Raw genomic sequence first — 12,308 nt, 5'->3', positions numbered from 1 at the left:
ACACAATGGCCGTGAGGATACCAAACCCTTACGACATGATCAGGCCGCCGTCGATATTGATCGCCTGGCCGGTCAGGTAGGCCGCGTCATCCGAGGCCAGGAAGGCCACCAGACCGGCGACATCCGAGGGCTTGCCGGCCCGGCGCAGGGGGATGTTCTTGACCCATTCGGCCATCAGTTCACCCTTGCCGTAGCGTTTTTCGTCGGTGCTGAGGATCTCGCCCCACACGCGGTCGTTGTAGTCCCACATCTCGCTTTCGATGATGCCGGGGCAGAACGCGTTGACGGTGATGTTGTGCCGCGCCAATTCCAGCGCCAGGCTCTGGGTGATGCCGATCACGCCCATTTTGCTCGCGGCGTAGTGCGGGGTGTAGATAAACCCCTGGCGGCCCTGGCCGGACGAGGTGTTGATCAAGCGCCCGCTGCCTTGCTTGACCATGTACTTGGCCGCTTCCCGGCAACCCAGCCACACGCCGGTGGTGTTGACCTGCAGCACCTTGTCGAAGTCGGCGCGGAGCATCTTGTCGTAGTGGTCGATGGTGATGATGCCGGCGTTCTGTACCGATACGTCGATACTGCCGAAGCGCGCGTGGCCTTCGCGGTAGAGCTTTTCAATGTCGGCTTCGCTTGTCACGTCGATCCCCAGGGCCAGGGCGTCGACGTTGTATTCCCGGGCCAATTGGTCGGCGGTGAACGTCACGCGTTCCAGGTCGTTGGAGGCCAGCACCAGGTTGGCGCCTTCCTGGGCGAAGCGCTCGGCAATGCCGGCACCAATGCCACGGCAGGCGCCGGTGATCACGATGGTTTTACCGCTGAAACGTTGCGACATGACAAAACTCCTTACCAGCAGACAAAACCACCATCGACCAACAGGTCGACACCGGTGCAGAAAGACGAAGCCTGGCTGACCAGGAAAATCGCCGGGCCGACCATTTCTTCCACGCTGGCCATACGGCCCATGGGCGTGGTCTGTTCGAAGATCTTCACCTGGTCGGCGACTTCCGGGCGTGAATTCATCGGCGTGGCGGTGTAGCCGGGGCTGATGCAATTGACCCGCAGGCCCTTGTCGGCCCATTCCATCGCCAGGCTTTTGCTCAGGTGGATCACCCCGGCCTTGGAGGTGTTGTAGTGCGCCTGTAACAGGCCGCGGTTGACGATGCTGCCGGACATGGAGGCGATATTGACGATGGCGCCTTTGCCACGCGGCAACATCACCGCCGCCTGGGCCTGGCAACTGAGGAAGATGCCGGTGAGGTTGATGTCCAGGGTGGTTTGCCAGCGTTGCAGCTCCAGGTCTTCGGCGGCCTGGGCATTGGCGATGCCGGCGCAGTTGACGGCCACGCTGAGTGGGCCGAGTTCTTGTTCGGTTTGCGCGACCGCTGCATCCAGGGCGGCCCGCTCGGTGACGGTACCGCTCAAGGCCAAGGCGCGACGGCCCAGCGCCTGGATGCGCTCTACCGTGCTCGCAATGCCGGGGCTGCCCGGAAGATCAAAGCAGGCTACATCCGCGCCGGCTTCGGCGAGCCCGACGGCGATAGCTTGGCCAATGCCGCTGCCGGCGCCGGTGACAAAGGCCACTTGGCCCTGAAGACTAAAAAGTTGCATGAATAACTCCAATTTTTGAAATCACAGTAGACCCCTTGTGGGAGGGGCGGTGCGACGATTCGACTTGCTCCCGATGGCAGTGATTCAGTGACAGATGCATCTACTGACACTCCCTCATCGGGGGCAAGTCGAATCGTCGCACCGCCCCTCCCACAGTTGGATCTTTGCAGGTCTTTGGTTATGCGGTGGCCATCTCCATCACCGACACCGGGGTGGCCTCGCCACGCTCCAGAATCCCCATCTGCCGTCCCCGGCTCATCACCATCACCCGATGGGACAACCCCAGCACTTCATCCAGGTCGGAACTGACCACAATCACCGCCATACCCTTGGCTGCCAGATCCGCGATCACTTCATAAATCGCCGCCCGTGCACCCACGTCGATGCCGCGTGTCGGCTCATCGAGGATGAACACCTTGGGGTTGCGCGCCAGCCACTTGGCAATGATCACCTTCTGCTGGTTACCGCCCGACAGGCTGGAAATCCGCGACTGCGGCGCACCTTTCACCCCCAGTCGCGCCGCCGCCGCGCGCGCGAATTCGCGCAGCGGGGCAGGGAACACCCAGCCGCGTTTATCCAGCAGGTCGGTGTTGCCGTAGATCAGGTTGTCTTCGATACGGTGCTCCACCACCACGCCTTGCTGCTTGCGGTCTTCGGGCACCAGCACCACGCCGGCCTGGATCGCCTCGAAGGGCGAGCGCAACTGACGGATCTCACCATCCAGCAGCATATGCCCCTGGATGTTCTGGGCCGCGCCGGCAATGGTACGCACCAGCTCGGTTCGCCCGGCGCCGACCACCCCGGCAATGCCGAATACCTCGCCGGCACGCACGCTGAAGTCGATGCCGTGCAAGGCAAACTCACGGCAGCTCAAATCCTTGACCTGCAACATCACTTGGTCCTGCGGCGCCTGCAACGCAGGGAATATTCGCTCCAGGCTGCGCCCGACCATCTGCTCCACCAACTCACGCACCGGCACTTGGGCCGTGGCGTGCAAAGCGATCTGCCGGCCGTCGCGCAGCACCAGCACGCGGTCGGCGATGCGTGCGATTTCTTCCAGGCGATGGCTGATATAGATAAACGACACGCCCTCGGCCTTGAGCCGTTCCACCTGCTTGAACAGCAGCTCGGTTTCCTCGCCACCCAATGCGGCGGTGGGTTCATCGAGGATCAACAGGCTGGCCTTCAGCGTCAGCGCCTTGGCGATTTCCACCAGTTGCTGGGCCGCCACGCTCAGGCCTTCGACCTTGCGCGAGGCGGGCACCTTGAGGCCCAGGCGTTCGAGTTGGATCTGCGCCTGGGCCTCCATGTACTCGCGGTCCACTCGTCCACGACGCATGGGCAGGCGGCCGACGAAGATGTTCTCGGCGATCGACAGTTGCGGCAGCAGGCGGATTTCCTGGTGGATCAGGCCGATCCCGGCACCCAGCGCGGCCCCCGGTGAAGCCGGCGCGTAGGGCGCGCCGAGCCAGGTCATGCTGCCCCCGGCTTCGGGTTGCACCAGCCCGGCGATGATCGACGACAAGGTCGACTTGCCCGCGCCGTTCTCACCGAGCAGGGCCAATACCTCGCCGGGGCGAATGTCCACGTTGACCTGCGACAACACCTGCACCGGCCCGTAGGCCTTGCTGATGTTGCGCAGGCACAGCACCGCGTCGGATCGAGCGGTGTCCACGGCTGCTGCTTGCATGACGACCTCCAAGGCTTACGGGTGCTGTTGCAGGAACGGCGCGACGTTTTCTTTAGTGGTCAGCACGGTGGGCAACAGTTGCTCCTTGGGCAGGGTCTTGCCGGCTTTGAGGTCGATGGCCGAGGCCACGGCCAGGCGCCCCATTTTCTGCGTCTGCTGGGTCATGGTCGCGTTCAGCACACCGCTTTGCACGGCCTTGAGCCCGGCCACGTCGCCGTCGAAACCGACCACGACCACCTTGTGATCGAGGTTGCCGACTTTCACCGCCTGGGCGGCACCCAGCGCCATGGCATCGGCGCGGCCGAAGAATACGGTGATGTTCGGGTCACGCTGGAGCAGGTCCTGGGCCACGGCGAAGCCTTTGTCCTGGGTCCATTCGGCCGGTTGCTGGGCGACGACCTTGAGGTCCGGGAAGGCTTTCAGGCCCTCTTCAAAGCCTTTGGCGCGATCATTCTCGGGGGTGGTACCGATCTGGCCTTGCAGGATCGCGATGCGGCCCTTGCCGTCAGTGATCTTGCCCACGTACTCGGCCAGGGTCTTGGCGCCGGCCACGCTGTCGCTGGCGATAAAGGTGTCGCCTGGTGCGTCGGGGGCGTTGCGGTCCACGGCGATCACCGGGATGCCCGCGGCCTTGGCGGCTTTCACCGGCACACCGGCAGCAGTGGCACCGGCCGGGATGTAGATCAGCACATCGATCTGGCGGGTGATCAGGTCTTCAATCTGGCTGACCTGGGTGGAGGAGTTGCCCTGGGCGTCCACGGTGATCACCTTGACCCCCTTGGCTTTTCCCTCGGCTTCCACCGATTGCTTGATCTGGTTGAAGAAGTCGGCCTGCAGGTTGGCCACGGCCAGGCCGATGGTCAAATCCTTGGCCCAGGTGGTGCCGGCAGCGGTGAGGGTGGCGGCGGCGAGAGCGGTGGCCAACAGCAATTTCTTGGGGCTGAACATGTCGGTGACTCCTGGTTTTATTGTTGGAGGGTGTCAACTGTCGAACAGGTTTAACGGGCAGTGCTGGAGCGGCGTCGCAGGGTGTCGATGGTGACGGCGAGGGCGATGACCACACCGATCACCACTTGTTGAATAAAGGGTGAAACCCCCAGCAGGTTGAGGCCATTGCGCAATACGCCAATGATCAGCACGCCCACCAGGGTGCCGCCGATGCTGCCGACGCCGCCACTGAGGCTGGCGCCGCCAATCACCACGGCGGCGATGGCGTCCAGTTCCAGGCTCAGCCCGGCGCTTGGTTGCGAGGAGTCCAGGCGCGCGGCCAGGGTCACCGCGGCGATGCCGGCCAGCGCACCGCTGATGGCGTACACCCACAAGGTAATCGCCCGCACCTTGATGCCCGACAACCGCGCCACTTCCGGGCTGCCGCCCATGGCGTAGAGGTTACGGCCACCGGCACGAAAGCGCAGGAACACCCAGGCCGCCACCAGCATCACCAGGAACAGGCCCACGGTGGCCGAGAGGAAACCAAAGTGGCGCACTGTGGCCAGGCTGGTGAACCAGTCCGGGTAGCCGACGATCTGCCGGCCTTCGGTGAGGATATTCGCCAGGCCGCGGGCCACCGACATCATGGTCAGCGTGGCAATAAAGGGGGGCAGCTTGGCGTAGGTGATCAACGCGCCGGAGACCAGCCCGGCGAGCATACCGCTGGCAATCGAGATCGGAATCGCAAAGCCCAGCGGCACCGCCTGATCCTGATACAGCCAGCCGAGCATCATCATCGAGAACGCAAGCACCGAGCCGACCGACAGGTCGATGCCGCCGATCACGATCACCGCCGTCATGCCGATCGCCAGGATGCCCAGCACCGTGACCTGATCGAGGATGTTCAGGCCATTGCGCAACGAGAAGAAGTATTCGGAACTGAAGGAGAAGACCAGCACCAGCAACACCAGCCCGATCAACGGACCGCCGATATTGCTGGGCAGCAGTTTGACAATTCGTGGGCGAGGTGGCGGCTTGAGTTCGGCCGGGTGCTGGACAATAGCTTTGGCGTCCACAGTGTTCTCCTGAGTTATTTTTTTTGGAGTGCTTTCAGGCGTCGTGAATATTTATGCGTGCCTGACTGTTAATTCAGATTCCAGTGACACCGTGTCAAAGTCAAGCGCTTAATTTTTCTTGTATGCCGCTGATCCGGTGTTTTTGCCCGGCGAAAAGCCACGGGCTAGATAAGCCGGCGTGGGATTTTGGCCGTTTGTCCGAGGGATATTTCCGAGCTTTATTTGATTTTTCGGCGGTTCGCTTACTTGACCTGCCAGAGGATCGGCGTCTAAATAGAAATATATTGTCACTGCTGAATAAATATTCAAACACAGCCTTGGACACTTTCACCCCGCGTGGTCAGCCTCAAAGGAGCCGCTGCATGAATGCCTTCCAGTACGACGCCCACCAGATCAAGGAACAGGCCCGCCTGATCCGTCGCCATGTGATCCGCCTGAATGCCGACTCACCGGCCGGCGGCCACACCGGGGCGGACCTTTCCGAAACCGACATCCTCGCCACCCTGTATTTCCGCATCCTCAACACCGGCCCGGAACGCACCGAAGACCCCGAACGCGATATTTATATCCAGAGCAAGGGCCACGGTGTGGGCGGTTTGTACTGCTGCCTGGCGCAGGCGGGCTACATCCCCACCGAGTGGCTGCCCACCTACCAGCACTTCAACTCGCACCTGCCCGGCCACCCGGTACGCCAGAAAACCCCCGGCATCGAACTGAACACCGGCGCCCTCGGCCACGGTTTGCCGGTGGCGGTCGGGCTGGCCTTGGCGGCGAAGATGTCCGGCAGCAAAAAACGCATCTACGTGCTGACCGGTGACGGCGAACTGGCCGAAGGCTCCAACTGGGAAGCGGCGATGGCGGCGGCCAAGTACGGCCTGGATAACCTGTTTGTGATCGTCGACAAGAACAAGCTGCAGCTGGCGGGGTTGACCGCCGAGATCATGCCGCTGGACCCGCTGGACGTGAAATGGGCGGCCTTCGGCTTCCGCGTCAGCGAGTGCGACGGTAACGACGTCGGCCAATTGATCGAAGCCCTGGAAACCATGCAGACCAAGACCGGCGCGCCCCAGGTGCTGATCGCCCACACCATTAAAGGCAAGGGCGTGTCGTTTATCGAAGCCCGCCCCGAATGGCACCACCGCGTGCCCAAGGGTGATGAAATCAACGCAGCACTGGAGGAGTTGAACCATGGCGAGTGAACATTTGGCGAGCGTCATGGTGGAAGCGTTTATCGCTGCCGTCGAGGCCGGGCTGGACGTAGTGCCGGTGGTCAGCGACTCCACCTCCACGGCCAAGATCGGCCCGTTTGCCCAGCGCTTTCCCGAGCGCCTGATCAATGTCGGCATTGCCGAGCAATCCTTGGTCAGCGTCGCGGCGGGCCTGGCCCTGGGGGGCAAGATCGCCGCCACCTGCAACGCGGCGCCGTTCCTGATCTCGCGGGCCAATGAGCAGATCAAGGTGGACGTTTGCTACAACCAGGCCAACGTGAAGATGTTCGGCCTGAATGCCGGCACCAGTTATGGCCCGCTCGCCAGCACCCACCACAGCCTCGACGATATTTCGGTGATGCGCGGGTTTGGCAATGTGCAGATCTTCGCCCCGGCCGATGCCGTCGAGTGCCGCCAGATCATCGATTACGCGCTGCGCTACCACGGCCCGGTGTATATCCGCCTCGACGGCAAAGCCTTGCCCGACGTGCACGGCGCCGACTATCAGTTTGTGCCCGGTCAGGTAGACATCCTGCGCCAGGGCGCCGATGTGAGCATCGTGGCCCTGGGCTCGGTGGTGCATGAAGCGGTGGATGCAGCGGCATTGCTGGCGGAGCAGGGCATCCAGGCGCAGGTGATCAACCTGTCGTCGATCCGGCCCTTGCAGCGTGATGTGTTGCTCAGCGCCTTGAGCGGCACCCGCGCGGTCATCAGCGTGGAAGAACACAACATCAATGGCGGCGTCGGCAGCCTGGTCGCCGAAGTGCTGGCCGAAGCCGGGTTGGGCATTGCCCTGATCCGCCTGGGTATCGGCGATGGCGAGTACGCCGCCGCCGGTGCCCGCGAACCGACCCGCGCCTTGCATAACATCGACGCGGCTGGGATCGTGGCGGCTGCCACTCGGTTGCGGTGAACTCAATGAATAACAACACCCCGCTGATCCTTGCGATAGATGAAGGCACCAGCAACGCCAAGGCAGTCCTGGTCAACGAACTTGGCCAGGTAATAGCGCGCGGTTCGCGGCCCTTGAGCATCCGCCATCCCCAGGCCGGGTTTTCCGAGCAGGACCCGTCGCTGATCTGGCAAAACACATTGGCGGCGATTGAAGAATGCCTGGCCCAGGTGGATCGTCCGATCACTGCGCTCGCGATCAGCAACCAGCGTGAATCGGTGGTGGCTTGGGATAGGCATACCGGTGAACCATTGTCGCCGTGCATCAGTTGGCAATGCCGACGCTCTACGGCGTTGTGCACGCAACTGCATGAGCAGGGCCATGAAGCGCTGATCCTGGCAAAGACCGGGCTGGCGTTGGACCCGATGTTCTCGGCGGGCAAATTCCGCTGGATTCTCGATCACCTTGAGGATGGCCACGCCCGCGCTGCTGCGGGCGATATCTGCCTGGGCACGGTCGACAGCTGGCTGTTGTGGCAACTCAGCGGCGGCCAGGTGTTTGCCACCGACTATTCCAACGCCGCGCGCACCCAACTGTTCAACCTACATACCTGTGCCTGGGATCCTGAGCTTTTGGCGCTGTTCGGCATTCCTGCTGCGGCCCTGGCACCGATCCAGCCGAGCGCCGGGTTCTTCGCCGAAACGGTCGCCGTGGGCGGCTTGCCCGCCGGTATCCCGGTGATGTCGATGATCGGCGATTCCCATGCGGCGCTGTACGGGCAGGGCGGTTTTGCGCCGGGGTTGGTCAAGGCCACCCTCGGCACCGGTTCGTCCTTGATGACGCCCATGAGTGGGCCGATTGCCTCCACCCATGGCCTGTCGACCACCCTGGCCTGGCATGACGGCAGCCAACCCACCTTCGGCATGGAAGGCAATATCGTCCATACCGGCGCTGCCGTGCAGTGGGCGTCGCGCCTGGTGGCCGGGGAGTCCCTGGACGCCTTGACCGAACAGGCCGCGCAACTGCCGGATAACGGCGGCGTGTACTTTGTACCGGCGCTGTCCGGCCTCGGCGCACCGCACTGGAAGGCCGACGCCCGTGGGCTGATCTGCGGGTTGACCGAAGCCACGTCCGGCGCGCACATCCTGCGCGCGTCGCTGGAATCCATCGGCTATCAGATTCGCGATGTGTTCGAAGCCATGCAGCAAGACATCGGCAGCCCGCTCAAGGAACTGTGGGTGGATGGCGGCGCCACGCGCAACCGCTGGCTGATGCAGTTCCTCGCCAACCTGCTGCAACGCCCGGTGGTGCGCAGCCTGTCGCCGGAGGTGTCGGCATTGGGCGCAGCGCACCTGGCGGGACGAGCGTTGGGGCTGTGGGCGAGTGATACGGCGCTGGGGCAGTTGGAGCGCCAGCGCGAGCGCTTTGAGCCGCAGGAGGATCCGGCGATGGCCGGGCGCTACGCAGAGTGGAAAAAGGCTCTGGCCCGCACACTCTTCTAACGTCATATGCAAACCAACTGTGGGAGGGGCGGTGCAAGCCTTCAAGGCCGCCAGGTCTGTACATCCTTGGCATCCACCGCCTTCGGCAACAACCCCGCCTTGAAGAATGCATCGGCAGGGTGATCAGCGTGGAGGATTTCTGGTGACCGATGCGCACGGTTTCCTGGCCCCGCGCGCCGAATAGGTTCGGTGGTGTGACTCAGTCCACGCAGATCGCTCGGCCGAGCTTGCCTTTCTCCACCGTCGCCGAGCAGCCGAAGTGGCCGTTATCCACCTGGCACGCGCCGGTCACAGGGCCGTTGCCGGACTGGGTGGTGACACTGGTCTGGCACTCGCCTTCACACTGGCTCGAATCGGTACATGCCTTGCCCGCATCCTTGTACGGCGTGATGCATTTCCAGCTCTGCAGCTTGCCGACTTGCTTCATGGTACCGCCGCCTGCCAGGCAGGTGGACGCCGCAGCGTCCTGGGCGGGTGGGGTCGTGGTACAGGCCGATACCAGCAGTAAAGCGGCCAGGCCAATCATCAATTTCATGCAAAAGTCCTCGTGGAGTAAGCGCAGCGGTGCAGTGTACGGGCATATGGACTACTTTGATTGACGAGCGATCCCTAACCGGTAATGACTCATGCGCACGTTATGGAAGCGGTATGTGGCCCTGCTGGAAAACGACCTGAGCACGCAGATCTTCGACAACGTCAAAAACCTGCTGGTGTGCGCGCTGTTGTTTGCGGCGGGCACCAATACCCTCGTGGGGCAGCAGGACCTGTTTATCGGGGTGTTTGCTTCCAGCGTGGCGGGGTGGGGACTGATCATTCTGTCGACAGTGCTGATGCTGTTGAACGTCAGCGATGGCATTCGCCGGTTGGCCAAGCTGCGTTATCACCTGGCCTTGCAGCTGTTGCTGATCCTGGTTTATCTGGTGGTGGCCGAGCGGGTGGTGGAGATTGTGTGGGGCTTCCGCGCCCATTGAAGTATCCTCCGCACCCCGCTTTCCACCGATTCAAAGACAGATGACAGGACAAGACATGCAGGCGCTGCTGGAGTCGATCCTCGACGAAGTGCGCCCCCTGATCGGCCTCGGCAAAGTCGCCGACTACATTCCCGCGCTGGCCGATGTACCGGCCAACCAGCTGGGCATCGCGGTGTACGGCAATGACGGCTCGGCCTACCGCGCCGGTGACGCCGATACGCTGTTCTCGGTGCAGAGCATTTCCAAGGTGTTCAGCCTGGTGCAGGCCATCGACCACGGCGGTGAAACCATCTGGGAACGCCTGGGGCACGAGCCTTCGGGGCAACCGTTCAACTCGTTGGTGCAACTGGAATTCGAACGCGGCCGCCCGCGTAACCCCTTCATCAATGCCGGCGCGCTGGTGATCTGCGACATCAACCAATCACGCTTTGCCGTGCCGATCCTGTCGATGCGCGACTTCGTGCGGCGCCTGTCGGGCAACCCGCAGATCCTGGTCAACAGCGTCGTCGCCGACTCCGAAGCCCAGCACGGCGCACGCAATGCGGCCATGGCCTACCTGATGAAGTCCTTCGGCAACTTCCACAACGAAGTGGATGCGGTGCTGCACAGCTACTTCAACTACTGCGCCCTGCAGATGAGCTGCCTGGACCTGGCCAAGGCGTTCAGCTTCCTGGCCAACGAGGGCACCAGTGCCCACAGCGGCGAACAGATCCTTACCGCGCGGCAGACCAAGCAAGTCAACTCGATCATGGCCACCAGCGGGCTGTATGACGAGGCGGGCAATTTTGCCTATCGCGTGGGCTTGCCGGGCAAGAGCGGTGTGGGCGGCGGCATTGTCGCGGTGGTGCCGGGGCAGTTTACGGTGTGCGTGTGGTCGCCGGAGTTGAACGCGGCGGGCAACTCGCTGGCGGGGATCAAGGCGTTGGAGTTGTTGAGTGAGCGGATTGGGTGGTCGGTGTTTTGAGATCGTTCCCACGCGCATGGGAACGATCATCTGAGTGTCATGCCGCTGGATGGGCGTCATCCAATGCTTTGTCCACCAACAGTTGCACACCTTCCAGCATTCGGCAGATGCCCAACGCTACATTGCGTTGCGTACCGTCGACTTCAAAGGCCAGGTGAGTGGCGATGTCGGTGATGGAGGATAGATCCTGGGACGCGTTGACCAGCAGGGTTTCCGTGCCCAGGTTGGGGCGCACGGTGAAGAGTTTTTCTGGGGGATTGGGGCTGTCTTTAATCATGGTGAAGCTCCGTCGACAAGTGGAGCCGCCAGCGTTCGCGGTCAAACGAAGAGGGTGGCAGCTGTACGCGGGTTGACCGACCGGTTGTCAACGAACCCGGCATACCCGAAGGTATCCCGCGCACAACTGCCGCGACACGATACCTCAGGCACAAAAAAAACGCCTGGGATAGGTGCAGGGCGTAGCAGCTCGTTAACAAGGTCGGACGGTCAAATCCGGCCGCTGAATTGGCAGCGACGGCGGAGAGGTTAGTCAGGGAAGTTCCGAGCGACAACCTGAAACAGTCGTGGGATAAGTCCTAGGGGGCTCATGGCCAGACGCTACATCCTGTGGCGAGGAAGCAAGCTCCCTCGCCACAAACGGCTAGTCAGCATCCTTTTTTGCGTGACTTCGACCACGGCAAAATCATGCCCACCTCCTGCTGGTATCGCCGATACCGCTCTCCAAACAATGCCACCAGATCCTTTTCTTCAAAGCCGGCGCCAATGAAGAGGTAAACCGTCATTCCTGTCGCAAATAGCAGGTGCCCGGCCGTCATGTACGGCGTTGCCCAAAAGGCGATCAGGAAGCCCAGGTACAGCGGGTGGCGCACGATCGTGTAGAACAGTGGTGTTGTGAAGACGGGGGCTTTCTGTGCAGTGTCGCGCCAACGGTCAAAGGCTTGCTTGAGTCCGAACAGCTCGAAGTGATTGATCAGGAAGGTCGACAGTAGCGCGATACCCCAGCCCATCCAGAACAAGCCGATCAACAGGGCCTTGGCCCAGGTCCCTTCGACCTCCCACACCGTGAGCGTGATGGGTTGCCATAGCCAGAAGATCAACCCAAGCACCAGGCTGCTGAGCAGTACATACGTGGAACGTTCAACCGGCGCAGGCATGAATGCCGCCAGCCACTGCTTGAAGCCTTTGCGCGCCATGGCCGTGTGCTGGACACCGAACAGCAGGATCAGCGCGCAGTTGATCAGCACGGCGACTGGCCAAGCGAGGAGGGGGCCATCGTTGATGTTCTTGGGCACCGCCACGCTGCCGACGAAGCCGATCAAATATAAGCACGTGAACAGGAACGCAAAATAGCAGCAGGTGCTGTACACCAGCCCGATGACACGGGCAGTGCGAGTGTTGTCGAGTTGCATGAGCATGCCTTTCCCACAGGATGAATAGACAGCAAACCCGCAGGTCAGCCAGTCCATGGCT

The 12,308-nt window shown here is 62.3% G+C and carries 13 protein-coding genes; 5 read left to right on the top strand and 8 right to left on the bottom strand.

Features of this window, described 5'->3' with window-relative positions; all coding sequences use genetic code 11:
• Positions 1 to 28 precede the first annotated feature (28 nt).
• The 5 genes from HDC32_RS04580 to HDC32_RS04560 all read right to left on the bottom strand — a co-directional run bounded on the left by HDC32_RS04580 (position 29) and on the right by HDC32_RS04560 (position 5,301).
• On the bottom strand, positions 29 to 829 hold the full coding sequence (locus HDC32_RS04580; protein WP_184742712.1) for an SDR family oxidoreductase: 801 nt from the start codon (positions 827 to 829) through the stop codon (positions 29 to 31).
• Between the two features lie 11 nt (positions 830 to 840).
• Complete coding sequence (locus HDC32_RS04575; protein WP_032889550.1) at positions 841 to 1,605, bottom strand: SDR family oxidoreductase; 765 nt, start codon at positions 1,603 to 1,605, stop codon at positions 841 to 843.
• A gap of 178 nt (positions 1,606 to 1,783) precedes the next feature.
• Entirely contained in the window at positions 1,784 to 3,295 is a 1,512-nt protein-coding gene (locus tag HDC32_RS04570) for a sugar ABC transporter ATP-binding protein (protein ID WP_131699882.1), read from the bottom strand.
• Between the two features lie 15 nt (positions 3,296 to 3,310).
• Positions 3,311 to 4,243 (bottom strand): sugar ABC transporter substrate-binding protein, encoded by a 933-nt coding sequence (locus tag HDC32_RS04565; RefSeq protein WP_131699883.1) that lies wholly within the window; start codon positions 4,241 to 4,243, stop codon positions 3,311 to 3,313.
• 50 nt (positions 4,244 to 4,293) lie between these two features.
• Positions 4,294 to 5,301 carry an ABC transporter permease gene (locus tag HDC32_RS04560; RefSeq protein ID WP_131699884.1) on the bottom strand — a complete coding sequence of 336 codons (1,008 nt, stop codon included), beginning with the start codon at positions 5,299 to 5,301 and terminating at the stop codon, positions 4,294 to 4,296.
• A 362-nt stretch (positions 5,302 to 5,663) separates the two neighbouring features.
• On the opposite strand from HDC32_RS04560, the gene HDC32_RS04555 reads away from it, so the two are divergent.
• Genes HDC32_RS04555 through HDC32_RS04545 form a run of 3 tightly spaced genes read left to right on the top strand, consistent with a single transcriptional unit; the run spans position 5,664 to position 8,903 of the window.
• Entirely contained in the window at positions 5,664 to 6,500 is an 837-nt protein-coding gene (locus tag HDC32_RS04555; protein WP_131699885.1) for a transketolase, read from the top strand.
• Entirely contained in the window at positions 6,490 to 7,422 is a 933-nt protein-coding gene (locus HDC32_RS04550) for a transketolase family protein (RefSeq protein WP_131699886.1), read from the top strand. The genes HDC32_RS04555 and HDC32_RS04550 overlap by 11 nt, the downstream gene beginning before the upstream one ends.
• Positions 7,423 to 7,427: 5 nt before the next feature.
• Entirely contained in the window at positions 7,428 to 8,903 is a 1,476-nt protein-coding gene (locus HDC32_RS04545) for an FGGY family carbohydrate kinase (RefSeq protein ID WP_184742710.1), read from the top strand.
• Positions 8,904 to 9,102: 199 nt separating this feature from the next.
• On the opposite strand, the gene HDC32_RS04540 is transcribed toward HDC32_RS04545, so the two are convergent.
• Positions 9,103 to 9,438 carry a hypothetical protein gene (locus HDC32_RS04540; protein ID WP_032889532.1) on the bottom strand — a complete coding sequence of 112 codons (336 nt, stop codon included), beginning with the start codon at positions 9,436 to 9,438 and terminating at the stop codon, positions 9,103 to 9,105.
• 91 nt (positions 9,439 to 9,529) lie between these two features.
• Here HDC32_RS04540 and HDC32_RS04535 point away from each other — a divergent pair, with 91 nt between their 5' ends.
• Both HDC32_RS04535 and glsB read left to right on the top strand, forming a co-directional pair.
• On the top strand, positions 9,530 to 9,874 hold the full coding sequence (locus HDC32_RS04535; RefSeq protein WP_090402992.1) for a hypothetical protein: 345 nt from the start codon (positions 9,530 to 9,532) through the stop codon (positions 9,872 to 9,874).
• Positions 9,875 to 9,929: 55 nt separating this feature from the next.
• On the top strand, positions 9,930 to 10,838 hold the full coding sequence (glsB, locus tag HDC32_RS04530) for a glutaminase B (protein ID WP_145338449.1): 909 nt from the start codon (positions 9,930 to 9,932) through the stop codon (positions 10,836 to 10,838).
• Positions 10,839 to 10,875: 37 nt separating this feature from the next.
• On the opposite strand, the gene HDC32_RS04525 is transcribed toward glsB, so the two are convergent.
• Together HDC32_RS04525 and mddA are read right to left on the bottom strand one after the other, a co-directional pair.
• Positions 10,876 to 11,115 carry a DUF6124 family protein gene (locus tag HDC32_RS04525; RefSeq protein WP_131699891.1) on the bottom strand — a complete coding sequence of 80 codons (240 nt, stop codon included), beginning with the start codon at positions 11,113 to 11,115 and terminating at the stop codon, positions 10,876 to 10,878.
• A 367-nt stretch (positions 11,116 to 11,482) separates the two neighbouring features.
• Entirely contained in the window at positions 11,483 to 12,253 is a 771-nt protein-coding gene (mddA, locus tag HDC32_RS04520) for a methanethiol S-methyltransferase (protein WP_184744095.1), read from the bottom strand.
• Positions 12,254 to 12,308 lie beyond the last annotated feature (55 nt).

It is taken from the genome of Pseudomonas sp. JAI120, from assembly GCF_014207255.1.
Lineage (GTDB): Bacteria > Pseudomonadota > Gammaproteobacteria > Pseudomonadales > Pseudomonadaceae > Aquipseudomonas.
Note: the sequence above shows the minus strand (reverse complement) of the source record. Positions and strands in the feature narration are given on the sequence as shown.

Bases quoted from the DNA above. Each gene is read 5' to 3' on its own strand.
- HDC32_RS04580 (WP_184742712.1), bottom strand. From the start codon at position 829: ATGTCGCAACGTTTCAGCGGTAAAACCATCGTGATCACCGGCGCCTGC.
- glsB (WP_145338449.1), top strand. From the start codon at position 9,930: ATGCAGGCGCTGCTGGAGTCGATCCTCGACGAAGTGCGCCCCCTGATC.
- HDC32_RS04525 (WP_131699891.1), bottom strand. From the start codon at position 11,115: ATGATTAAAGACAGCCCCAATCCCCCAGAAAAACTCTTCACCGTGCGC.
- HDC32_RS04570 (WP_131699882.1), bottom strand. From the start codon at position 3,295: ATGCAAGCAGCAGCCGTGGACACCGCTCGATCCGACGCGGTGCTGTGC.
- HDC32_RS04545 (WP_184742710.1), top strand. From the start codon at position 7,428: ATGAATAACAACACCCCGCTGATCCTTGCGATAGATGAAGGCACCAGC.
- HDC32_RS04550 (WP_131699886.1), top strand. From the start codon at position 6,490: ATGGCGAGTGAACATTTGGCGAGCGTCATGGTGGAAGCGTTTATCGCT.
- mddA (WP_184744095.1), bottom strand. From the start codon at position 12,253: ATGCTCATGCAACTCGACAACACTCGCACTGCCCGTGTCATCGGGCTG.
- HDC32_RS04535 (WP_090402992.1), top strand. From the start codon at position 9,530: ATGCGCACGTTATGGAAGCGGTATGTGGCCCTGCTGGAAAACGACCTG.
- HDC32_RS04575 (WP_032889550.1), bottom strand. From the start codon at position 1,605: ATGCAACTTTTTAGTCTTCAGGGCCAAGTGGCCTTTGTCACCGGCGCC.
- HDC32_RS04565 (WP_131699883.1), bottom strand. From the start codon at position 4,243: ATGTTCAGCCCCAAGAAATTGCTGTTGGCCACCGCTCTCGCCGCCGCC.
- HDC32_RS04540 (WP_032889532.1), bottom strand. From the start codon at position 9,438: ATGAAATTGATGATTGGCCTGGCCGCTTTACTGCTGGTATCGGCCTGT.
- HDC32_RS04555 (WP_131699885.1), top strand. From the start codon at position 5,664: ATGAATGCCTTCCAGTACGACGCCCACCAGATCAAGGAACAGGCCCGC.